The following is a 24,249-nucleotide window of genomic DNA, read 5'->3' on the forward strand; positions in this document are numbered from 1 at the left end:
TAACTCAGTAATATCAACACCATAAGATCTTAATGATAATGATTGCCATTTATTGTCAAGTGGTCAGGCCTCTGCAATAATGCCGCCCCCCAGGCTTAAATAAAAACAATTATCATTATGAACAAACTGCTTCAGGCATGGCCGGCACTCCTGTGTGCCTCGGCTGGCGCGGCCAATCTTCCCCCTGTGGAGAAGGCGCGCAGCGACGACACCATCATTGTCACCGGGCAACGGGTACAACAGAAACTCTCCGATGTCTCCGGCTCCATCACCGTCATCACCCAGGAAGAGCTGGACCGTCAGGTCGCCAGCGAGCTGACCCATGTGTTTCGCAAGATCCCCGGTGTCTCAGTCACCGGCTCTGCCGGGCGACCGCAAAACATCAGCGTGCGCGGCATCGGGGGCAACCGCATCCTGCTGATCAAGGATGGGGTGCGCGTCAGCGACGGCTTTGGCGCCGACAACATCAATGACAAGGTGGGGCGCTTCAACTTCGACCTTGATGACATCAAGCAGATTGAGGTGGCCAAGGGGGCCGGTTCCTCCCTGCATGGCTCGGATGCCATCGGCGGCACCGTGGTGATGAATACCAAGCAGCCGGAAGATTATCTGCAACAGCAGGATAGCTATCTGGCGGCCAAGACCCTCTACGGTGGCGACAGCAACAAGAAGAAACTCAGCATGACCGGCGCGGTGCGGGCGCTGGAGAGCGAACATCTGTTGCGCCTCTCCGGCTGGCGCGGTAACGAAACCGCCAACTTTGAGGAGAGCCGCATTCCGGCAGATCTGGATGGCATGAGTGCCTCCACCAGCAGCCGCCTCCCCCTCAATGCCCATCACGCCCTGCGACTGGAGCTGGACTACTACGAGGATCACGCCAAACGCCTGATGGGCCCCAAAGCGGTGCCCCAACCCGATGGCAGCTGGAATGTGGTCGGCTTTCAGGAAAACAGTGATCAACGTACTCAGGGGGGTAAGTTCAGCTGGGAAGCCAACGATCTGGGCGTGGTCGATACCCTCAACTGGAGCCTGTTTGGCAATCAGTCCCGCAACGAGGCCAACCAGCGCCAGCTGCTGCGCAACGATGCCCTGAGCGGCTATCCCAGATATCGCAGCCAGCGCACCCTCTCCACGTTCGAGGAGCTGCGCCTTGGCAGCGAGCTGGAGCTGCAGAGCAAGCTGAGCACCGGCGCGCTGGATCACACCTTCAGCTACGGTGTGGAAGTGGAGCAGGCCAACCACGAGCGGCCGGTCAGCAATCTGACCCTGGAAGATGGCATCACCACCCAGGGACAGAAAGCCCCCTTCAGCAAGGCCGAGACCCGCCGCGATGGCATCTGGCTGAGCGATGTGATCGATCTGGGCAGCTGGCAGTTTACCCCGACCCTGCGCTTTGACCGCCAGCGCCTGCGCGCACCGGACAGTAATCTGGCCGAGAACCACAGCGACCACATCTCCCCCAGTCTGGCGGCCAGTTACCGCTTCAACGAGACATGGCGCAGCTGGCTCAGCTATGCCAACGGCTTCCGCGCCCCCGCTTACGATCAGGTTTACGGCAACATTCCCCACTACTTTGCCATGCCGCCGTTCGAGATCATTGCCAACCCCAACCTCAAGGAGGAGACCAGCCACAGTCTGGAGTGGGGAGTGAATGGCCAAAGTGACAACTGGAGCGTCAAACCAGCCGTTTTCTACAACCGCTACTACAACTTCATCGACTGGCGCCAGACCGGTTTCCGCCTCGATGACGGGGTCTTCCTGCGCCAGTATCGCAACGTCGCCAAAGCAGAAACCTGGGGCGCCGAGCTGGCCGCCAGCCTCTGGCTGAGCGACGAGTGGGAGCTTTCGACCAATCTGGCCTGGATGGATGGCAAGGATCACCGCGGCGAGCCGCTGCGCACCCAGACACCGCTGGAAGGCAACACCACCCTGCGCTGGCAACAGCTCGACTGGGGGGTTGAGCTCAGTGGCAACTATGCCGCCGCCATGACCAAGGTGCCCCAGTGCGCCAGCGCACAGACTGGCTACAGCGGCGCCTGCCAGAGCAGCGCGGGCTGGTTCAGCCTGGATCTCACCGGCGACTGGCAGATCACCGACGCGCTCAAGGTCAATGCCACCATCGGCAACCTGCTCGATACCCGCTACGTCCGCTATCAGGATGTGGCCGGACTCCCGGCTGGCAGCGACACCTCCCTCTACAGCCAGAGCGGCCGCTACCTGTCCGCCAGCCTCAGCTACCGTTTCGTGGGGATGTGATGAAGCATCATGCAATCATGGCGGCCCTGCTGGCCGCCCCGTTGGCGTGGGCGCAAGAGGCCCTGCCACCGCCGATCCCGTCCCAGCCACACCTGATTTCGGGCAATCCCGTACGCCAGGATCCCTACTTCTGGTTGCGGGACGAGAGCCGCAGCAACCCGGCCATTCTCGCCCTGCTCAAGCAGCAAAATCGCTGGAGCGAGCAGCAACTCGCCGCGCAGCAGCCGCTGGAAGCGACCCTGCGCGCCGAGTTTGCCCGCCATCCGGCGGGGGAACCTATGCCGGACAACTGGCTTGTGCGCGGCGATCAGGCATGGCAGCTGCGCCCGGACGGCTCTCTCTGGCAACGCCACGGGGTCAAGGTACAGCAACGGCTTCCCGCCAGAGCGGGTGAGGGCTATTACGACGCGGGCGGCTGGGCTCTGAGCCCGGATAACCGTACGCTGGCCATCGCCGAAGACAGGCGCGGCGATCTCGACTATCAGGTCACCCTGCTCGACCTCCAGAGCGGCAAGGCGCTGGCCACTTTGGCCCAGCGCAGCGCTGATCTCGCCTGGTCACAAGATGGCCGTACCCTTTACACCATCGCCAACGAGCGCGATACCCTGCGCCCCTGGCAGCTGCGCGGCTGGCAGGATGGCCAGGAGCAGACTCTCTATGAGGAGCAGGATCCCGCCTGGCTGCTCAGCCTCTATCGCACCACGGATGGCCAGCATCTGGTGTTGCAGGGCAACAACCACGATAGCTCGGAGCAGTACCTGCTCGACTCGGGCAAGCCGCAGCAGGTCAAACCCCGCCAGCGCGGGGTGGAATACTATCTGGACAGCCAATCCGGCTGGGTGATCAAGAGCAACCGGGAGGGGGCATTTGCCCTCTACTCAGCCAACACGCCGCTCGGTGAGTGGCAGCGCCTGTGGCCCGCCAAAGGGGAGGATCTCGGCGATCCCGACAAGTGGCGACTGTTTGATCGCCATCTGGTGGTGCAGTTTCGCCAGCAGGGGGAGGATTGGCTCGCCCTGCTCGATCGCAACGGCCATGAACGCCAGCGCCTGCCGCTGGCCAGTGGCGCCGGTACTGGCTGGCTGCAAGGAGAACATGACCCGGCCAGCGACCGCATTCTGGTGCGCAGTCAGGGCTTGAGCCAGCCCCCCGGCCAGCGCTGGCTGGATTTGAACAGCGGTCAGTGGATCAACGACCAGCACACCGGTGACGACAAGGCATTGCCCTATCAGAGCGAGCGACGCTGGGTCACCTCTGCCGATGGCACCCGGGTGCCTGTCTCGCTGGTGTGGCGCAAGGATCTGGCCCCCCGCGCCGTGCTGCTCTACGGCTATGGCGCCTATGGCACGCCGATGCGCCCCTACTATCAAAAAGAGCTGCTGAGCCTGCTGGATCGGGGCTTTGTCTACGCCATCGCCCATGTGCGCGGCGGCGGCATGCTGGGGGAGCAGTGGACCCGCGACGGACGGGGCATCCACAAGCAGAACGGCATCAGCGACTTTATCGCCGCCGGTAACGCCCTGCGCCACTGGTCGCTCGACTCAGCCCCTCTGCCCCTGTTCGCCATGGGTGGCAGCGCCGGTGGCACCCTGGTTGCTGCGGCCCTCAACCAGCAACCGACGCTCTTTAGCGGCGCCGTGTTGCAGGTTCCCTTCGTCGATATGCTCGGCACCATGAGCGATCCCGCCCTCCCCCTGACCCGTCAGGAGTACCAGGAGTGGGGCAACCCGGCCAAGCCCGCAGAGTATCAGGCGATGCGCCGCATCAGCCCCTACGACAACCTGCACCGCGCCCCCTACCCTCCCCTGCTGGTCACTACCGCCCTGCACGATAGCCAGGTTCCCTACTGGGAGCCGGTCAAGTGGCTGGCCCGCCTGCGGGAACATAGCACGGGTTCCGGCCCCTACCTGCTGCTGACCGAACTGGAGGGGGGCCACCGCGCCGGTGGTGGCGATCGGGCTCGTGAATTTGCCTTTTTGTTGCATCTGGCGGGGATCAACCAATGACCCTGCCGCTGATTGGGAGTACCACTATGAAACCCCTGTTGCCCGCCCTCTTGCTGGGGTTGGCTGGCTTTGCCACTCAGGCCGCCGAACTGCGTTTTGTCGAACAGGACGCCCCGGCCGATCCCCGCCTCTGGCTCGAACAGCAGCTCGGCGTCACCTTGAGTGATGCCCCGGCCTATCAGCGCCAAGGCAAGCTGGGCCACTATCTGCATTACCGCCAGCAGCTCAATGGCGCACCGATCGCCGGCCTCATGGCCGCCGTCAGTCTCGATGAGCAGGGTCGCCCGTGGCGTCTCTATCACAATACCCGACTGATGCAGGCACAGGCGACGCCATGTGACGACGCCAGCCGCGCCGGGGTGGATGCCTATACCGCCACGCTGGATGGCGCTGTGTGGCAATTCGCCGGCAGTGACGAGGCCCTGCCCTGGTACTGGCAGGATGGCGACACCCTGACACCGGCCTGGCGTCTGCTGGCGGTAGAAAGCCAGCCGGGCAACAGCAAGAGCAGCCACTGGCAACTGTTTGTCACTTGCGATGGCAGCGCCCTGCTGGGACGCACGCTGCAAGAGGCCAGCACCCACGCCGAACCGGCCCCACTGGCAGGGGATGCGGCCACGGTGCAGGCCCGCATCTTTGCCCTCGATCCACGCACCCAGCTGAAAGATGGCAACCTGCTGTGGCGCCATGATCTGGTGCTGGACAACGGGGCCTATCGCACCGTCCCGCTCACGGTACAGAAGGTGGATGACACCTACCTGCTGAGCGGCCCTCGCGCTCGGGTCGTGGATGGCACGGCGCCGGAAACCGTTCCCTTTAGCAGCCCTGATGCCGATGGCTTCCAGCTGGATCATCAGCAGCCCGCCTTCCTCGATATCAATGGCTACTACCATCTGGATCTGGCCCAGCGCCACGTAGAATCCCTGGGCTACCCGACGCTGATGGGCGGCCCCCTGGCCATCGATACCGATGCCGGGGAGCAGGACAACTCTCTCTATGACCCCTTCCTGCGCCGGTTGGAGATTGGCCGGGTCGGGGTGCCCGATGCGGAAGATCCCATGGTGATCTGGCACGAATTTGGCCATGCGGTGCAGCACCATATTCTGCCCGACATGGGAGACGAGGGTGACTGGGGCGCCATCGGCGAGGGCTTTAGCGACTATCTGGCCGCCAGCTGGCGCCAGCGCAGTCCCGAGGCCCGCCAGTTCGAGCCCTTCATGGTCTTCAACTGGGATGCCAGGATCAGCGGCCGGACGCCCCGTCAGCTCGATGATCTGCGGGCGCGCTATCACCCGGGTTTCCTCTATCCGGCTCACCTCACCATCAACGGCAGCAACGGCGACCAGCTGTGGGGCACCCCGCTCTTTACCGCGCTGCGTCAGGCCGTTGAACAATATGGCGAGGTAGCCCGTGACGAGTTCGATACCCTGCTGATTGAATCCCACTTCGGCCTCGGCCCGCAGGTGCGGATGCCCCAGCTGGCGCGCGTCACCGTGGATACCGCCAACCGCCTCTATCCGGACCGCAGCTATGGCAAGCTGCTGGAGCAGGCCTTCCGCCACCACGCCCTGCTACCCACCCCCATCATGGCCCGCCTCGCCGATGACAGCTACCTGCTGCCCGGGGAGAAAAAGAGCCTCGCCATCGAATTGACCAACCAGAGCGGTCGTCCCCTGACCGTGGCCGACGCCAGCCTGCTCCCGACCAAGGGGCTCATGGGTGACGGTCACTGGCAGGGAGAGCTCAACGCCGATGGCACCGCCCGCTGGATCCTGCCGCTGGAAGCGGCGAGCAACCTGACCTGTGGCGAGGCAGTCACCTTGCCACTGCAGTTCAAGCTCACCCTGCCCAGCCCCACCGAGCGCCAGACCCGCCTTGACCTGCAACTGCCGATCGGTGAACCGCTCTGGCAGCGGGCCATCGGCCAGGGTGGCCAGATCAAGGATGCGGTGAGCGATGAACGGCACGGCCTGTCCCGCTTCACTCTCACCCTGCCCGAGAGCAAGGCCCGCATCGACAGCGGATTCGTGGTCGCCCTCGATCTGGAGCACAGCAAGCTGGAGCAGCTGGAGATCTGGCTCACCTCCCCTTACGGCACCCGGATCAGCCTGTGGAACAAGGGCTACGCCAGCCATACCCGGCTCAAGGGGGAGTTCCCCCGTGAACTGGTACCGTTCGAATCGCTGGATAAGCTGCACGGTGAACCGCTCGCTGGCCGCTGGCTGCTGGAGATCAACGACACCAGCGCCGGTGACACCGGTCAGTTGCGCAACTGGCGTGTCGCCCAGCAAGTCGGCGCCCGCTGCGACAAGGATGAAGCCCTGCCCAACACAGGCATCATTCCCCTTGAGCAGGATGAAGGGGGCGGCGGCACGACTTCCCCCCTGTTGCTGTTGCTGGCCCTGTGGCCCCGTCTCTGGCGCCGGAGCAACCCGCGCCGTTGAACCCTGTACCACGGGGGTAACCACCCCCGTGAACCTGTGACCGAATCAAGGAATGTGAAGTGAAACCATCCGTACTGGTTATTGCAACCCTCTCAGCCCTGCTCAGCGCCTGTGGCGGCGGGGAAGATAACGCACCACTGGCGATCCCGGACTACCGTGTCGATGTCGCCCTGCCGACCGCCGGTACCCTGTGCGCCGATCTGGATCAGAACTGGCAATGTGATCCTGCCGACCCTGCCGTCAGCGGCGAAGGAGCGGTGGCCCTTATCAGCCGTTCGGCCAACATCGTCAACTCGCCCCTGCTGTTCGTACCGCGGGGCGGAGGGCTGCTGCTGGCACATCCGGCCGCCAAAGGGGAGCCACAACGGCTGCAACCGACCCTGCTCAGCACCCTGTGGCAGAGCCGTATTGCCGAAGGGGTGGCCGCCGACCGCGCACTGACGCAGCTACTGGCCGATCTCGCCCCGCTGCAACCGGGCAGCGATCGCGCGGCCCTCGCGGGTCTCGGCCAGTTTGATCAGGCGCTGCAGCAGGTGGCGATCAGCTTGCTGCAACAGGCCCGCACACGCCTTGCCAACGCCAAGGAGACCCAGTTGCTCACCACCAGCTATCGCGCCATCAGCCTGATGCTGGAGCAATTGGCTCAGGAGTGGCAGCGCAACGGCCAGTTTGCTGAAGAGACCCAAAGCGAACTGCTGACCCTGTTGGTGCAGCAGCAGTCACGCAACCTGCTGACCGTCACCGGCGTCACCACCTTCAGCGATGGCAACGATCCGCTGCTGGAACAGGAACCCGATGACTATCCGGGACAAGATGCCAGCTGGAATCGCACTCGTCCCCAACTTGCCTATCGCAAGCTCGATGATCGCGGTCAGGTGCTCCCCGACAACGCGCCGAGCTGGCAGTGCGTCAAGGATCTCAATACCGGTCTGGTGTGGGAGGTCAAATCGGATGATCCCTTGAGCCCGGCCTGGAAAAGCAGACCCTTTGCCTATGAGGATGAGCAATTCAAGGCGACCGCAGGCGAGCAGCAAGAGGCCTACCAGCATATTCATAACAGGATCGAACAGCTCACCGCCGAAGGGGATCTGGCTGCCCTCGCTCGGGCACAGGCGCTGACCACCATGCTGACCACCCGCGCGTATCAGCAGTGGCTCAATGGCGAGCAGCGCTGCGGCATCAGCCAGTGGCGGCTGCCCACCATGAGCGAGCTGATGTCACTGATGCACTACGGCAGCCTGGCCAAGGACCCGCTAGGTCAACGCATCATCGTGAATACCCGTTACTTCCCTGATGTCGCCCCCTCGGAAGATGGCTTCTTCCATGGCTACTTCTGGAGCACCACCAGCAACACCGCCCAGCGCTTCTCCGGTGGCCCCATCAGCAAACGCACGGCCCTGTTCCTGGGAGACGATGCGGGCACCACCTATCCCGCGCTGGTGCAGCAAGATACCTATATCGAACTGATGCAGGTACGACTGGTCGCTACCCCACAATAATTCGAGGAATATCATGAGCCTTTATCGTTTTTCGTTCGCCATGCTGGCACTGCTGGCCCCCCTTGCCCACGGTGCTGCCATTTGTGATGACAGCATGGATCGCACCGCCCCTTCTGCCCGGTTTCTTGACCATGGCAACGGCACCGTCACGGATCAACACACCGGCCTCACCTGGATGCGCTGCAAACTGGGGCAAACATGGAATGGCAGCAGTTGCCTGGGGGAACCGACCGTTTACTACTGGCAGCAGGGGTTGCAAGTGGCGGAGCGGATCCGCAGTGACAGCAGCCATGCACTCTATCACTTCGGCGGTGTCAGCCAGTGGCGCCTGCCCGACATCAAGGAGCTGGCGACCCTGGTCGAGCATGCCTGCTACAAACCCTCCCTCAATGAAGCCATTTTCCCGCGCGCCATGGCGGGGGGCGGTAAAGAGGTCAATGAGGGCTATGTCTATCTGATGAGCAGCACGGTAACCTCCGCCAATGGCCAGCGGGCGTATCTGGATATCACCTCGGGAGATATCGGTTTACGCGTCATTGGCGCCTACCCGGATCAGGTCTTGCTGGTTGCCAATAAACCCTGACCGCACCGCGCTCGACACCGGAACGTGATGACAGGAGAGGCTTGCGAGCCTCTCTTTTTATTGCTTTTTGATCGTGCCCGTCTCACCCGACCCCACTTTTCTCACCCCGGCTTTCCCTACCCGTAATACCGATCAGACCTGGCTTTACTCTCGGCATTTACCCCTTTCAGGTGATGACGAGGAGCAGGGTTCTGCGCTTTCCAAGCCTTTCCCGCCTCCCATAACCAACAAAAAAGTGCGCTTCTTAACAAAATTTAATTACCAGTTAACCGATTAATAATTAACCCATAAAAATGACATGTAAATCAGTACGAAAGTGTCATAATGCGTAACATTATTGTTAAGTCACTTGATTAATTTGGTTAGGAAAAACCTCTATGTTTGCTGATGTTTCTGCTCAACATTGGGCTTTTGCCATTTATGTCATCGGTGCCATCACCCTCTGTCTGGTGATGATAGGTCTTGCCGCCCTGTTGGGGGGCCGTGCCTACGGCCGGACCAAGAACAAGCCATTTGAATCTGGTGTCGACTCGGTCGGCAGTGCCCGTCTGCGTTTTTCCGCCAAGTTCTATCTGGTCGCCATGTTCTTCGTCATCTTCGACGTCGAGGCGCTCTACCTGTTTGCCTGGTCCGTTTCCGTGCGCGAAAGCGGCTGGGTCGGCTTTATTGAAGCCACCATTTTCATCGGACTGCTGCTTATCGGCCTGATCTACCTCTGGCGCATCGGCGCACTGGACTGGTCACCGCGCAAACCGCAGCTGAACAACAAAAACAGTGATTGAACCACAGACCCTTTCCTTGAGGTTGCACCATGAAGTACACCCTGACCCGGATTGACCCGGATGCACCCGTTGAGCGCTACCCCCAGGAGCAGCGCCAGACCGTCGATGACCCACTGGCGCAAGAGGCGACGCGCGGCATCATGATGGGCCGTCTCGAGGAGGTGCTGCAAGATACAGTCAACTGGGGCCGCAAAAACTCCCTCTGGCCTTACAACTTCGGTATCTCCTGCTGCTACGTAGAGATGTGTACCGCCTTCACCTCCCCCCACGATGTGGCCCGCTTCGGCGCCGAAGTTATCCGTGCCTCGCCGCGTCAGGCCGATTTCATGGTGATTGCGGGGACCCCCTTCATCAAGATGGCACCGGTGATCCAGCGCCTGTATGAACAGTTGCTCGAACCCAAGTGGGTGATCTCCATGGGGGCCTGTGCCAACTCGGGCGGCATGTATGACATCTATTCCGTGGTGCAGGGGGTGGACAAGTTCCTGCCGGTCGATGTCTACATTCCGGGTTGCCCGCCCCGTCCAGAAGCCTTTTTGCAAGCCCTGATGCTGCTGCAGGACTCCATCGGCAAAGAGCGCCGCCCCCTCTCCTGGGTGGTGGGCGATCAGGGGATCTACCGTCCCCAGATGCAGGCCGAAAAAGAGCGCAAGCGCGGCGAACGGATCAATGTGACCAACCTGCGCACGCCGGATGAGATCTGACCATGAAACTGACTCGTGATTTTCCCAGCAATTACGCCATGGCCCAGTGGCAGCCCAGCGACCACCAGGATGCCAAAGTCATTGGCGAACTGTTTGCCCACTTCGGGGCCGAGCACTTCACCGTGCAGACCACACGCACCGGCGTGCCGGTGGTCTGGCTCCCCCGCGAACTGCTGCAGGATGTGATGGGCTTTTTGCGCAAGGTGCCCTCCCCGTTTGTGATGCTGTTTGATCTCAGCGCCACCGATGAGCGGCTGCGCAGCCATCGTGACGGCCTGCCGCAGAGCGACTTCACCGTTTTCTATCACCTCATCTCCATCGACCGTAACACCGATGTGATGTTGAAAGTGGCGCTGGCCGAGAGTGACCTGCATCTGCCCACCATCACCAACCATTTCCCCAATGCCAACTGGTATGAACGGGAAGTGTGGGATCTGCTGGGCATCACCTTCGATGGCCACCCCCACCTGACCCGCATCATGATGCCCAAGAGCTGGCAGGGTCACCCGCTGCGCAAGGATTACCCGGCGCGCGCCACCGAATTCGATCCCTTCATGCTCGATGCCGCCAAACAGGACATGGAGCAGGAGAACCTGCTGTTCAAACCGGAAGAGTGGGGACTGGCCCGCGGCAACGAGAACGAGGACTACATGTTCCTCAACCTCGGCCCCAACCACCCCTCTGCCCACGGTGCCTTCCGCTTGGTGTTGCAGCTCGATGGCGAGGAGATCCGCAACTGCGTGCCCGACATCGGCTACCACCATCGTGGTGCCGAGAAGATGGGCGAACGCCAGTCCTGGCACAGCTACATCCCCTATACCGACCGGGTCGAGTATCTGGGCGGGGTGATGAACAACCTCCCCTATGTACTGGCAGTCGAGAAGCTGGCCGGCATCAAAGTGCCGCAGCGGGTCGACATGATCCGGGTGATGATGGCGGAGCTGTTCCGCATCCAGAGTCACCTGCTGTTCCTCGGGACCTATATTCAGGACGTGGGGGCCATGACGCCGGTCTTCTTCACCTTCACCGACCGGCAGAAGATCTACACCATCATCGAAGCGATCACCGGTGCCCGCATGCACCCGGCCTGGTTCCGCATCGGCGGTGTCGCCCACGACTTACCGAAGGGATGGCAGCGACTGGTACAGGACAACCTGCTGAGCTGGCTGCCCAAACGCTTGATGGATTACGAAAAAGCGGCGATGCGCAACAGCATTCTGCGCGGTCGAACCATAGGCGTCTCTGCCTACACCACCGAGCAGGCGTTGTCCTGGGGCACCACGGGGGCCGGATTGCGGGCCACCGGCCTCAACTTTGACGTGCGCAAGTGGCGCCCCTATTCGGGCTATGACCAGTTCGACTTTGAAGTGCCGGTCGGCAGCAATGGCGATGCCTACGACAGAGCCACCGTGCGGATCGAGGAGATCCGCCAGAGCATGTCGATCATCGAGCAGTGCATGAAGAACATGCCAGAAGGCCCCTTCAAAGCGGATCACCCGCTCACCACGCCGCCGCCAAAAGATCGCACCCTGCAAGACATCGAGACCCTGATCAACCACTTCCTGCAAGTGTCGTGGGGTCCGGTGATGCCCCCTGCCGAGTCGTTCCAGATGATTGAGGCGACCAAGGGTATCAACAGTTATTACCTGACCAGCGACGGCTCGACCATGAGCTACCGGACCCGGATCCGCACCCCGAGCTTTGCTCACCTGCAACAGATCCCCTCGGTGATCAAGGGCAGCATGGTGTCGGACCTCATCGTCTATCTGGGCAGTATCGATTTCGTTATGTCGGATGTGGACCGTTAAGTGATCCCGCCTCCCGGCCATGGTCGGGAATTGGGATCGCCGGACGAGCAGTAAAAGGACAAGCCACCAAAGGTCAAGTCATGAGCCAGCAATGTCAGTGTCACAATAATCAGACCCCACAGGGGCAAGGGGCATGCAGCAGCAAACAGGACGACTTCGTTCTGAGCCAGGCTGAACGCGATGCCATCGAACACGAGAAACACCACTACGAAGATCCCCGCGCCGCCAGCATCGAAGCGCTCAAGATCGTGCAGCAGGCCAGAGGCTGGGTACCCGACGGTGCCATTCACGCCATCGCGGCCGAGCTCGGCATTCCCGCCAGCGACGTGGAGGGGGTTGCCACCTTCTATAGCCAGATCTTCCGCCAGCCGGTAGGCCGTCACATCATCCGTGTCTGCGACAGCATGGTCTGCTACATCAATGGCCATGAAGATCTGATGGCCGGTCTCAAGGAGGTGATGAACCTCGGCCCCGGTCAAACCACCCCGGATGGCCGCTTCACCCTGCTGCCGGTTTGCTGTCTTGGCAACTGCGACAAGGGGCCAGCCATCATGATCGATGACGACACCTATGGCGGCCTCGATCCGGTGACCTTGCTGAAAACGCTGGAGGCTTACCCATGAGCCTGCCGCAAAACAAGATCCTCGCCTCTCTTGGCACCGCCAACCGCACCTCGCGTGCCGCCGAGACCCACCCGCTTACCTGGCGGCTGCGGGATGACGGCCAGCCGGTGTGGCTGGAGGAGTATCAGGCCAAACAGGGCTATGAAGCGGTGCGCAAGGCGCTCGGCCAGATGAGCCCGGACGAGATTGTCAGTACCGTCAAGGATGCCGGTCTCAAGGGGCGTGGCGGCGCGGGCTTCCCCACAGGTGTGAAGTGGGGGCTGATGCCCAAAGACGAGAGCATGAACATCCGTTACCTGCTCTGCAACGCCGACGAGATGGAGCCCAACACCTGGAAAGATCGCCTGCTAATGGAGCAACTGCCCCATCTGCTGATCGAAGGGATGATCATCTCGGCCCGGGCGCTGAAAGCCTATCGCGGTTATATCTTCCTGCGCGGCGAGTATGTCGATGCCGCCATCAACCTGCGTCGTGCGGTAGAAGAGGCAAAAGCCGCCGGTTTGCTTGGCAAGAACATTCTGGGCTCGGGTTTTGACTTCGAGCTGTTTGTTCACACTGGCGCCGGTCGCTACATCTGTGGCGAAGAGACAGCACTGATCAACTCGCTGGAAGGGCGCCGTGCCAACCCGCGTGCCAAACCCCCCTTCCCCGCCGTCTCAGGTGTCTGGGGCAAACCCACCTGCGTCAACAACGTCGAAACCCTCTGCAACGTCCCCGCCATTATCGGCAACGGAGTCGCCTGGTATCACGGGCTGGCGCTGCTGGGCTCGGAAGATCACGGCACCAAGCTGATGGGCTTCTCCGGCAAGGTGAACAACCCTGGGGTCTGGGAGCTGCCGTTTGGCATTACCGCCCGCGAGCTGTTTGAAAACTATGCCGGCGGCATGAAGAGCGGCTATCGCCTGAAAGCCTGGCAACCGGGCGGCGCGGGAACCGGTTTCTTGCTGCCGGAGCACCTCGATGCCCAGATGTATACCGCCGGTATCGGCAAGGTCGGCACCCGGATGGGGACCGGCCTCGCCATGGCGGTGGATGACTCCATCAGCATGGTCTCCCTGCTGCGCAACATGGAGGAGTTCTTCGCCCGCGAGTCATGTGGCTGGTGTACTCCCTGTCGCGATGGCCTGCCCTGGAGCGTCAAGCTGCTGCGCGCGCTTGAACGTGGCGAGGGGCAATCAGGCGATCTGGCTATGCTGGAGCAGCTCTGCAATTTCCTGGGCCCGGGTAAAACCTTCTGCGCCCATGCTCCGGGCGCCGTCGAACCGCTTGCCAGCGCGATCAAGTATTTCCGCTCCGAATTCGAAGCGGGGATCAAGGGCAGCGGCGATAACCGCAAGCCGGTCAAAGGGATCCAGCCCAATCTCTTGGGTGAACGCTGGTAAACGCCAAGCGCATCAGACAATAGCCGAATTCACAAAACAGGTTTCAGGGAAGTTGTATGGCGACCATTTATGTAGACGGTAAAGAGTACGAGGTAGACGGGGCAGATAACCTGCTGCAAGCCTGTCTGTCCCTCGGTCTGGACGTCCCCTATTTTTGCTGGCACCCGGCGCTTGGTAGCGTGGGAGCCTGCCGCCAGTGTGCGGTGAAACAGTATCAGAATGCCGATGACAAGCGCGGCCGTCTGGTCATGTCCTGCATGACCCCGGCCACCGATGGCAGCTACATCGCCATCGAGGATGAAGAGGCTAAAGAATTTCGCAAGAGCGTGGTGGAGTGGCTGATGACCAACCACCCCCACGACTGCCCGGTGTGTGAAGAGGGCGGCGCCTGCCACCTGCAGGATATGACGGTGATGGCAGGCCACAACAGCCGTCGCTACCGCTTCACCAAACGCACCCACCAGAATCAGGAGCTGGGCCCCTTCATCGGTCACGAGATGAACCGCTGCATCGCCTGCTACCGCTGCGTCCGTTACTACAAGGATTATGCCGGTGGCGAGGATCTCGGGGTCTATGGTGCCCACGACAACGTCTATTTCGGGCGGGTCGAGGATGGCACCCTGGAGAGCGAATTTTCCGGCAACCTGGTGGAGGTCTGCCCCACCGGCGTCTTCACCGACAAGACCCACTCCGAACGTTACAACCGCAAGTGGGACATGCAATTTGCCCCCAGCATCTGCCAGCAATGCTCCGTGGGTTGCAACATCAGTCCGGGCGAGCGTTATGGCGAGCTGCGCCGCATCGAAAACCGCTTCCACGGCAGCGTCAACCACTACTTCCTTTGTGACCGTGGCCGCTTTGGCTATGGCTATGTCAATCTGACGGACCGCCCGCGCCAACCGCTGCTCAAAGATGGCAACGACCAGCTGACCATCACGGTGGATGGCGCCCTCAACCGAGCCGCCGATGCCCTGCGCACGGCCTGCGGCCTCATCGGCATCGGCTCGCCCCGCGCCTCGCTGGAGAGCAACTTTGCCCTGCGCGAGCTGGTGGGTGAAGCCAACTTCTACGCAGGCGTCGAGCAGGCCGAGTGGGCCTGTCAGCTGAAGATGCTGCAGATCCTGCAACAGGGCGGCGTGCCGACCCCGAGCTTGCGGGACATGGAAGAGGCTGACGCTATTCTGGTGCTCGGCGAAGATGTCACCATGAGCGCCGCCCGTATCGCGTTGGCGCTGCGCCAAGCCGTCAAGGGCAAGGCTCGCGAACTGGCCCGCAAGATGAAGGTTGATCTGTGGCAAGTCGCCGCCGTTCAAACCCTGGGGCAGAACGAGCGCAACCCCCTGCTCATCACCAGTCTCGACACTACCCGTCTGGACGATGTGGCGGCCGACAAGCTGCACGCCCCCTATGCCGATCAGGCGCGCCTTGGCTTTGCCATCGCCAACCTGCTCGACCCGAGTGCACCGGCCGTGACCGATCTCGGCCCCGAACAGCAGGCACAAGCGGCTCGCTGGGCCGAACTGCTGGGCAACGCCAAAAAGCCGCTCATCATTGCAGGCTCTACTGCCCGCGATGCGGCGCTGGTTGAAGCGGCCAGCAACATTGCCCGCGCCCTGAAAGGCCGTGGACTGGAAGCCAGCATCGCGCTGGTTGGCCAGGAGGCCAACTCGCTGGGTCTAGCCATGCTGGGCGCTCACACGTTGTCAGACAAGCCGCTCGAAGCCGCCCTTGCGCGTATCGAGTCCGAAGAGGGGCTGGCGCTGGTCACTCTGGAGAACGATCTCTACCGCCGTGCGCCGCGCAACCGGGTGGATGCTGCGCTGGCACGACTGCAGCACCTGCTGGTCATCGACCATCAGGCGACCCTGACTGCCAACAAGGCTGACTTGGTGCTGCCTGCGGCCAGTTTTGCCGAAGCCGATGGCACGCTGGTGAACATGGAAGGGCGCGCCCAGCGCTTCTTCCAGGTCTATGCACCCGCCTTCTACAACGCCGACATTCAGGTACGTGAAGGGTGGCGCTGGCTTGCAGCCCTGCAAGGGGCGCTCGAACGCAAGCCGCTGCGCTGGCAGAACTTCGATCAGATCAGCCACGCTTGCGCCAGCAGCCATCCGCTGCTGACCACCATGCTGGAAGCGGCGCCCAACGCGGGCTTGCGGATCCGTGGCATGCGTCTGGCCCGCGAACCGCACCGCTACAGCGGTCGCACCTCCATGCTGGCGGATCAGAACGTCAGCGAACCACGGGTAGCGCAGGATCCCGACTCCCCCTTCAACTTCTCCATGGAAGGGTATGCCGGAGCCCGCCAGAACATGCCGCAAGTGCCGTTCGCCTGGGCGCCGGGCTGGAACTCCCCCTCCGCCTGGAACAAGTTCCAGGATGAAGTGGGGGGTCATCTGCGCGCTGGCGATCCGGGTCGCCGTCTGTTGGAAGCAACAGACCCGCAGGCAGAAGGCAAGGAGCCGCTCGGCTGGTTCACCACCATCCCCGCCCCCTTCAAGGCCTCAGAGGCGCTGCAGGTGGTCAACTATGCCCAGCTGTTTGGCGGCGAGGAGCTCTCCGCTCGCAGTCCGGTCATTCAGGCCCGGATGAACGAACCCGAGCTGGTGCTCAATCCCCTTGATGCACAGCGTCTGGCCCTGCATGCAGGTAATCAGGTCTCCTTCTCCTGGGGCGGGAGCCACTGGCAGTTGCGCCTGCGACTTAGTGCACAGCTGAGCGCCGGTCTGGTGGGGCTCCCCCTTGGGGTGAACGGCCTGCCGACGGCCCTGCAACAAGCCTCAATCACTAACCTGCAGGAGGTGATCGCATGAGCGAGTCGCTGATCGATCTGTTGCTGGAGGTGGGCAAGGCACTGATCGTGCTGGTGGGGATCGTGGGGGCTGGCGCCTTCATGAGCTTCATCGAGCGCCGTCTGCTAGCCCTGTGGCAGGATCGCTACGGCCCCAACCGGGTGGGGCCGTTTGGTCTGCTCCAGCTGGCCGCCGACATGATCAAGATGTTCTTCAAGGAGGACTGGATCCCGCCCTTCGCCGATCGCCGGATCTTTATCCTGGCCCCCATCATCGCCTTTACCGCCTTTATTCTGGCGTTTGCGGTGGTGCCCATCACCCCCACTTGGGGCGTGGCGGATCTCAATGTGGGGCTGCTTTACATCCTGGCCATCGCGGGGCTGGCAGTCTATGCGGTGCTGTTCGCCGGTTGGTCGAGCAACAACAAATACTCCCTGCTCGGCAGCTTGCGCGCCTCGGCCCAGACCCTCTCCTACGAGGTGTTTCTCGGGCTCTCCCTGATGGGGATAGTGATCCAGACCGGCAGTTTCAACCTGAGGGATATCGTCGAGGCACAGGCAGATTTGTGGAACGTGGTGCCCCAAATTCTGGGCTTTGTCACCTTCCTGTTTGCCGGTGTCGCCGTCACCCACCGTCACCCGTTTGACCAGCCGGAAGCCGAGCAGGAGCTCGCCGACGGCTATCACATCGAGTATGCGGGGATGAAGTGGGGTCTCTTCTTCGTGGGCGAGTATATCGGCATCGTGCTGATATCTTCCCTTATCGTGACCCTTTTCTTCGGTGGCTGGCACGGCCCCTGGTTGCCCCCATTCATCTGGTTTGCCTTGAAGACCGCCTGTTTCATGGTGTTCTTCATCCTGCTGCGGGCCTCCCTGCCTCGCCCGCGCTTTGACCAGGTGATGTCGTTTGGCTGGAAAGTCTGCTTGCCGCTGACCCTGATCAATATGCTGGTCACCGCGGCAGTTGTACTGATAAGTACGCAGTGAGGCACTCATTATGAAAATTGTTAGCATCATTCAGGGTGTCGGCACCCAGTTACGCAGCCTAGCCATGGTCTTCTCCCATGCCTGGCGGCCCCGTGAAACCCTCAACTATCCCGAACAGGCGGTCTATGCGGCCCCCCGCTACCGCGGTCGCATCGTGCTGACCCGTGATCCCGACGGGGACGAGCGCTGCGTGGCCTGCAACCTCTGCGCGGTCGCCTGCCCGGTCGGCTGCATCTCGCTGCAAAAATCCGAGCGGGAAGATGGTCGCTGGTATCCGGAATTCTTTCGCATCAACTTCTCTCGCTGCATCTTCTGCGGCCTGTGCGAAGAAGCCTGCCCCACCACCGCCATCCAGCTGACGCCGGATTTCGAGATGGGTGAGTATCGCCGCCAGGATCTGGTGTACGAGAAGGAGGATCTGCTGATCAGTGGGCCCGGCAAATACCCGGACTACAACTTCTATCGCATGAGCGGGATGGCCATCGATGGCAAGCCGAAAGGGGATGCCGAAAACGAAGCCAAACCCATCGATGTCAAGAGCCTGCTGCCCTGAGGAGTCAATCATGGAACTGGCATTTTATGCCTCGGCCCTGGTGGCCATTTACAGCACGCTGCGGGTGATCAGCACCAGCAATCCGATGCATGCGCTGCTCAATCTCATCATCTCCCTCATCGCCGTGGCCATGATCTTCTTCTGCCTGGGTGCCGCCTTTGCGGGCGCCCTGCAGGTGATCGTCTACGCCGGCGCCATCATGGTGCTGTTCGTGTTCGTGGTGATGATGCTGAACCTGGGGAGTGCCCAGGCGCAGGAGAAAAAGTGGCTCACCCCCATGACCTGGGGGGGGCCTGCCCTGCTCTCGCTGATCCTGCTGGGCTTCCTGGCCAACGGCATTCTCGGGGTGACCGGGGGCCTGATCGGAGTGACCGAGGTGACCGCCAAGCAGGTCGGTATCGAACTCTTTGGCCCCTATGTGCTGGCGGTGGAGCTCGCCTCCATCCTGCTGCTGGCGGGTCTGGTGACCGCCTATCACCTGGGTCGGGAAGACAAGAGCGGTGAAGTGCTCTCCGTCCCGCGCTCCGCATCCCGCTCTGCACAAGAAGGAGGTCAGCAATGAATGGAATCCCTATGGAGCACGGCCTCCTGCTGGCCGCGGTGCTGTTCTGCATCGGCTTGTGCGGTCTGCTGATCCGCCGCAACCTGCTCTACATCCTGATGAGTATCGAGATCATGATGAATGCCTCGGCACTGGCGTTTGTGGTGGCAGGTAGCCGCTGGGCCCAGGCCGATGGCCAGATCATGTACATCTTGGTGATTTCTCTGGCAGCAGCGGAGGCCAGTATCGGCCTCGCCCTGTTACTGCTGCTCTATCGTCGTTACCACACCCTGAACGTGGACATTGTGAGCGAGATGCGCGGATGAGCCTCTTATATCTGACTTTTCTATTTCCGCTGCTGGGATGGCTGGTGCTGGCCTTCTCCCTCGGCCGGTTTGGCGAGCGTACCTCGGCGCTGATCGGGGTAGGCTCCATTGGCCTGTCGGCCCTCACCACCCTGTGGGTGGGCATCGACTTTTTGGCCAACCCGCCCGAGGGCGGCGTCTATATCCAGCACCTGTGGCAGTGGATGGCGGTGGGTCACTTCACCCCAACCTTCAGCCTGGCACTGGATGGCCTGTCGCTGACCATGCTGGGGGTGGTGACCGGAGTGGGTTTCTTCATCCACCTGTTCGCCTCCTGGTATATGCGCGGGGAAGAGGGTTACTCCCGCTTCTTCACCTACACCAACCTCTTTATCGCCAGCATGCTGTTTCTGGTGCTGGCCGATGACCTGCTGTTTGTCTACCTCGGCTGGGAAGGAGTAGGGCTGTGCAGCTACCTGCTGATCGGCTTCTACTACAAGGATCGCAACAACGGCGCTGCGGCCCTTAAGGCCTTCATCGTGACCCGGGTGGGTGATGTCTTCCTCGCCATCGGCCTGTTTATCCTCTATCGGGAACTGGGCACCCTCAATATCCACGATCTGCTGGTGCGCGCCCCCACCATGTTTGCCGAGGGCTCCCCTGCCCTGTCACTGGCCTGCCTGATGCTGCTGGGTGGTGCGGTCGGCAAATCGGCCCAGTTGCCGCTGCAAACCTGGCTGGCGGATGCCATGGCAGGCCCGACCCCGGTCTCTGCGCTGATCCACGCCGCCACCATGGTGACCGCCGGTGTCTACCTGATTGCCCGTACCCACGGCCTGTTCCTGCTCGCGCCGGAGATCCTCCATCTGGTCGGGCTGGTTGGCGCCATCACGCTAGTGCTGGCCGGTTTTGCCGCGCTGGTTCAGACCGACATCAAGCGGATCCTCGCCTACTCCACCATGAGCCAGATTGGCTACATGTTCCTTGCTCTCGGTGTCGGCGCATGGGAAGGGGCCATCTTCCACCTGATGACCCACGCCTTCTTCAAGGCGCTGCTGTTCCTCTCCGCCGGTGCCGTCATCGTTGCCTGCCACCACGAGCAGAACATCTTCAAGATGGGCGGGCTGCGCAAGAGTCTGCCGCTGGTCTATGCCTGCTTCCTGGTGGGGGGCTCGGCGCTGGCGGCGCTGCCGCTGGTCACTTCCGGTTTCTACAGTAAGGACGCCATCCTGTGGCAAGTAGAGGCCTCGGGCCAAAGCGCGCTGCTGTGGGCCGGTCTGGCGGGGGCATTCCTCACCTCGCTCTATACCTTCCGGCTGATCTTTATCGCCTTCCATGGCAAAGAGCAGACCAAAGCCCATGCGGGCCACGGTCTGGTTCACCATCTGCCGCTGCTGGTGCTGCTGGTGCTCTCCACCGGCATCGGGGCGCTGATCACCCCGCCACTGGCCGGGGTACTGCCAGCAGGCCCGGGGGATCATATCGAAGAGGGTCGCCATGCGCTGGAGGTAGCCTCCGGCATCATCGCCATCGCAGGCATTGCGCTCGCCGCGTTTCTGTTCCTCGGTGAGCGCCGTCTGGCCACCTCGATTGCCAACAGCGCGCCGGGCCGTCTGCTCAGCACCCTCTGGTTCAACGCCTGGGGCTTTGACTGGCTCTATGACCAGCTGTGGGTCAAACCCTATCTGCTGGCGACCCGGCTGCTGGCCCGAGACCCGCTGGACTGGATGATGGGACTGCCCGCCTGGATTGCCCTGCGTGGCAACCAGCTGCTGGCCTGGACCGTGACCGGCAAGTTGCGCTGGTATGCCGCCTCCATGGGGATCGGCGCCGTGCTGGTGCTGGCGCTGTTGCTGCTGGGGTAACGCGATGAACAACCGGACAATCATACAGCCAGGCTGTTTGCTCTCCCTGATGGAACAGGGAGCGCAATCTCATATGAACTTGAACGAGAGCTGATACCGTGACCTTACTCTGGATCTTGCTAATTCCTTTTATCGGCGGCTTGCTCTGCTGGCAGATGGAGCGTCTCGGCGGGCAGTTTGTCCGCTGGGTTGCCCTGCTCTCCATGAGCGCCAGCCTGCTGCTCTCCTGTGCCATCTGGCTCGGCAGTGACTTCTCCCTTGCCACGACGGGTCTCGACAGCGCGGGCGTCACCGGTGCTGCCTCCGCCTGGGCTGCTGAGTGGCGCCTGCCGTGGATCCCCCGCTTTGGCATCTCTTTGCATCTGGCGGTGGATGGCTTGTCGCTCTTGATGGTGATCCTCACCTGCTTTATCGGGGTGCTGGCCATCCTCTGTTCGTGGAAAGAGATCGTGCAGCGCATCGGCTTTTTCCACCTCAACCTGCTCTGGATCCTGGGCGGCGTGCTCGGTGTCTTCATGGCACTGGACCTGTTCCTCTTCTTCTTCTTCTGGGAGATGATGCTGGTCCCCATGTACTTCCTGATTGCACTGTGGGGCCACTCGGTCACTGACGGAAAATCACGGATCAACGCCGCGACCAAGTTCTTTATCTACACCCAGGTGAGTGGCCTGATCATGCTGGTGGCTATCATCGGGCTGGTGCTGACCCACCAGCATGCCACCGGTGTCTTCACCTTCAACTATCTGGATCTGCTCAATACCCCGATGAGCAAGGGCGTTCAGTGGCTGCTGATGCTGGGCTTCTTCATCGCCTTCGCCGTCAAGATGCCGCTGGTGCCACTGCACGGCTGGCTGCCGGATGCCCACAGTCAGGCGCCGACCGCAGGCTCGGTGGACTTGGCCGGGATCTTGCTGAAAACCGCCGCCTACGGTCTGCTGCGCTTTGCCCTGCCGCTGTTCCCCGAGGCGTCCGCCGAGTTTGCCCCCTACGCCATGGTGCTGGGCCTGATCGGCATCGTCTACGGCGCCATCGTGGCGTTCGGTCAGACCGACATCAAACGGCTGGTGGCCTACACCAGCATCTCCCACATGGGCTTTGTGATGATCGCCATCTACTCGGGTAGCGAGCTGGCGCTGCAAGGCGCCGTGGTGCAGATGATCGCCCACGGGCTGTCTGCTGCCGGTCTCTTTATCCTCTGCGGTCAGCTCTACGAGCGGTTGCATACCCGAGATCTGCGCCAGATGGGTGGCCTATGGGGACGCCTGCGTTACCTGCCAGGCGTAATGCTGTTCTTCTCGGTGGCATCCCTCGGCATGCCGGGCACCGGCAACTTCGTTGGCGAGTTCCTGATCCTGGTCGGCAGCTTCCAGGTGGCTCCTGTCATCACGGCGGTCGCCACCTTCGGTCTGGTGCTCGCTTCGGTCTACTCCCTCATCATGCTGCAGCGCGCCTGCTTTGGCCCCGCCAAGGATGAGAGCGTGCTCAAGGGACTAGATCGCCGCGAGCTGACCATGATGATGGTGATCGCCGGTCTCCTGGTACTGCTTGGCCTCTATCCCCAACCCGTGATTGATACCGCCAGCAGCAGCCTTATCAACGTGCTGCACTGGTATCTGCTGCCAACTGCTGGAGCCCTGCAATGACTTTCTCCGCTTCCCAACTGCTGGCACTGCTTCCCCTGCTGTTGACCACCGGGGCCATGGCGGCCCTGATGCTGGCCATCGCCTGGCGCCGCTGTGTCACCACCGCCTTTACCGTGACCATTGTTGGCCTCAATCTGGCGCTGTTCTCGCTGCCCATCGTGATGGCGCAGGGGGATCAAGGGGTCACCCCGCTGCTGCAAGTCGACAGTTACGCCGTCTTCTACATGGGACTGGTACTGATCGGCGCGCTGGCCACCTGTACCTTCGGCCAGTCATGGTTGAAAGCCTACCCGGACAACCGGGAGGAGTTCTTCCTGCTGCTGTTGATCGCCACCGCCGGTGGTCTGGTGCTGGCTTGCTCCCGCCACCTCGCCTCTCTCTTTATCGGGATCGAGATGCTGACCCTGCCGATGTTCGGTCTGGTGGGCTACGCCTACCGCGAGCGCCACTCGCTGGAAGCGGCGGTGAAGTACATGGTGCTCTCTGCCGCCGCCACCGCCTTCCTGCTGTTTGGCATGGCGCTGCTCTACGCACAGGCGGGCAGCCTGAGCTTTGCCGCCCTGGGGCAGACCCTGGCCGAGAGCCCGGCTCACCATCCGCTGCTGATGGGAGGTCTGGGTCTGATGCTGGTCGGCTTTGCCTTTAAATTGTCGCTCGCCCCCTTCCACCTCTGGACCCCGGATGTCTATGAAGGTGCGCCGGCCCCGGTCGCCACCTTCCTCGCCACCGTGAGTAAGGTCGCGGTGTTTGCCGTACTGCTGCGCTTCTATCTGGCGGTACCGGCGGCGAGCGATCCCATGATCCACTGGCTGCTGGCGGCCATGGCGGTCATCTCTATCCTGGTCGGCAACCTGCTGGCGCTGGTGCAGACCAACATCAAACGGATGCTGGGTTACTCCTCCATCTCCCACTTCGGCTATCTGCTGGCGGTGATCGTGGCGAGCCGCATCGGCCAGATGCCGGTGGAAGCAGCCGGGGTCTACCTGCTGATGTATCTGTTCACCAGCCTGGGTGCCTTTGGGGTGGTGAGCATGATGTCGAGCCCCTATCGCGGCAAGGATGCAGACTCCCTGCACAGCTATCGCGGCCTGTTCTGGAAGCGCCCCTATCTGACTGCCGTGCTGACAGTGATGATGTTGTCGCTCGCGGGCATCCCGATGACGCTCGGCTTTATCGGCAAGTTCTACCTCATCGGCGTCACCGTCGAGGCGCAGCTCTGGTGGCTCTCCGGCGCCATCGTGCTCGGCAGCGCGCTGGGTCTCTACTACTACCTCAAGGTGATGGTGACCCTCTATCTGCGCGAACCGGGTATGCAGCAGCGCGATGCCAGCGCCGACTGGGCACTCTCCTCCGGTGGCGTGGTGGTACTGCTCTCTGCGGCGCTGGTGGTGTTGCTGGGGCTCTATCCCCAGCCGGTCATCAGTCTGGTACAAGGGTTCCAGCACGTGGTATTGCAGTAACCTTTACCGTCGTTAAC

General features: G+C 62.0%; 18 protein-coding genes. All 18 read left to right on the forward strand.

Translation table 11 applies throughout. The annotated features are described in order from the left end of the window. The first annotated feature begins 117 nt into the window (after positions 1-117). The 18 genes from BN1115_RS19225 (at position 118) to nuoN (ending at position 24,232) form a co-directional block, all read left to right on the forward strand. Positions 118-2,256, forward strand: a complete 2,139-nt coding sequence (locus BN1115_RS19225) for a TonB-dependent hemoglobin/transferrin/lactoferrin family receptor (protein WP_042658431.1) — start codon at positions 118-120, stop codon at positions 2,254-2,256. Continuing rightward, positions 2,256-4,262: a prolyl oligopeptidase family serine peptidase gene (locus BN1115_RS19230; protein ID WP_042658432.1), complete on the forward strand. Its 2,007-nt coding sequence runs from the start codon at positions 2,256-2,258 to the stop codon at positions 4,260-4,262. Before BN1115_RS19225 ends, BN1115_RS19230 begins: the two co-directional genes overlap by 1 nt. Beyond that, positions 4,259-6,706, forward strand: coding sequence for a proprotein convertase P-domain-containing protein (locus tag BN1115_RS19235; RefSeq protein ID WP_082034904.1), 2,448 nt, complete (start codon positions 4,259-4,261; stop codon positions 6,704-6,706). The genes BN1115_RS19230 and BN1115_RS19235 overlap by 4 nt, the downstream gene beginning before the upstream one ends. Before the next feature lie 59 nt (positions 6,707-6,765). Next, the gene (locus BN1115_RS19240; RefSeq protein WP_042658433.1) at positions 6,766-8,205 is read left to right on the forward strand and encodes an Lcl C-terminal domain-containing protein; all 1,440 of its coding nucleotides are present in this window, start codon (positions 6,766-6,768) and stop codon (positions 8,203-8,205) included. 13 nt (positions 8,206-8,218) lie between these two features. After that, on the forward strand, positions 8,219-8,788 hold the full coding sequence (locus BN1115_RS19245; RefSeq protein WP_042059371.1) for an Lcl C-terminal domain-containing protein: 570 nt from the start codon (positions 8,219-8,221) through the stop codon (positions 8,786-8,788). A gap of 377 nt (positions 8,789-9,165) precedes the next feature. Then, entirely contained in the window at positions 9,166-9,570 is a 405-nt protein-coding gene (locus BN1115_RS19250; protein WP_042658434.1) for an NADH-quinone oxidoreductase subunit A, read from the forward strand. Between the two features lie 29 nt (positions 9,571-9,599). Further along, positions 9,600-10,274, forward strand: a complete 675-nt coding sequence (locus BN1115_RS19255; protein WP_005344917.1) for a NuoB/complex I 20 kDa subunit family protein — start codon at positions 9,600-9,602, stop codon at positions 10,272-10,274. 2 nt (positions 10,275-10,276) lie between these two features. Further along, on the forward strand, positions 10,277-12,082 hold the full coding sequence (nuoC, locus tag BN1115_RS19260) for an NADH-quinone oxidoreductase subunit C/D (RefSeq protein ID WP_042658435.1): 1,806 nt from the start codon (positions 10,277-10,279) through the stop codon (positions 12,080-12,082). Positions 12,083-12,162: 80 nt separating this feature from the next. After that, a complete protein-coding gene (gene nuoE, locus BN1115_RS19265) occupies positions 12,163-12,705 on the forward strand; it encodes an NADH-quinone oxidoreductase subunit NuoE (RefSeq protein ID WP_042658436.1) in 543 nt (180 codons plus the stop codon). After that, positions 12,702-14,087, forward strand: coding sequence for an NADH-quinone oxidoreductase subunit NuoF (gene nuoF, locus BN1115_RS19270; RefSeq protein ID WP_042658437.1), 1,386 nt, complete (start codon positions 12,702-12,704; stop codon positions 14,085-14,087). Before nuoE ends, nuoF begins: the two co-directional genes overlap by 4 nt. Before the next feature lie 56 nt (positions 14,088-14,143). Beyond that, entirely contained in the window at positions 14,144-16,900 is a 2,757-nt protein-coding gene (gene nuoG / locus BN1115_RS19275) for an NADH-quinone oxidoreductase subunit NuoG (RefSeq protein ID WP_042658438.1), read from the forward strand. After that, entirely contained in the window at positions 16,897-17,865 is a 969-nt protein-coding gene (gene nuoH, locus BN1115_RS19280; protein WP_005337244.1) for an NADH-quinone oxidoreductase subunit NuoH, read from the forward strand. The genes nuoG and nuoH overlap by 4 nt, the downstream gene beginning before the upstream one ends. Before the next feature lie 10 nt (positions 17,866-17,875). Continuing rightward, complete coding sequence (gene nuoI, locus BN1115_RS19285) at positions 17,876-18,418, forward strand: NADH-quinone oxidoreductase subunit NuoI (protein ID WP_005337245.1); 543 nt, start codon at positions 17,876-17,878, stop codon at positions 18,416-18,418. A gap of 10 nt (positions 18,419-18,428) precedes the next feature. After that, positions 18,429-18,980, forward strand: a complete 552-nt coding sequence (gene nuoJ / locus BN1115_RS19290; protein ID WP_042658439.1) for an NADH-quinone oxidoreductase subunit J — start codon at positions 18,429-18,431, stop codon at positions 18,978-18,980. Continuing rightward, the gene (gene nuoK, locus BN1115_RS19295; RefSeq protein WP_042019042.1) at positions 18,977-19,285 is read left to right on the forward strand and encodes an NADH-quinone oxidoreductase subunit NuoK; all 309 of its coding nucleotides are present in this window, start codon (positions 18,977-18,979) and stop codon (positions 19,283-19,285) included. The genes nuoJ and nuoK overlap by 4 nt, the downstream gene beginning before the upstream one ends. Continuing rightward, positions 19,282-21,129, forward strand: a complete 1,848-nt coding sequence (gene nuoL / locus BN1115_RS19300) for an NADH-quinone oxidoreductase subunit L (RefSeq protein ID WP_042658440.1) — start codon at positions 19,282-19,284, stop codon at positions 21,127-21,129. Before nuoK ends, nuoL begins: the two co-directional genes overlap by 4 nt. A gap of 98 nt (positions 21,130-21,227) precedes the next feature. Then, a complete protein-coding gene (nuoM, locus tag BN1115_RS19305; protein ID WP_042658441.1) occupies positions 21,228-22,772 on the forward strand; it encodes an NADH-quinone oxidoreductase subunit M in 1,545 nt (514 codons plus the stop codon). Next, positions 22,769-24,232, forward strand: coding sequence for an NADH-quinone oxidoreductase subunit NuoN (nuoN, locus tag BN1115_RS19310; RefSeq protein WP_042658442.1), 1,464 nt, complete (start codon positions 22,769-22,771; stop codon positions 24,230-24,232). The genes nuoM and nuoN overlap by 4 nt, the downstream gene beginning before the upstream one ends. Positions 24,233-24,249: the final 17 nt, after the last annotated feature.

This window comes from Aeromonas allosaccharophila, from assembly GCF_000819685.1.
Taxonomy (GTDB): Bacteria; Pseudomonadota; Gammaproteobacteria; order Enterobacterales; family Aeromonadaceae; genus Aeromonas; species Aeromonas allosaccharophila.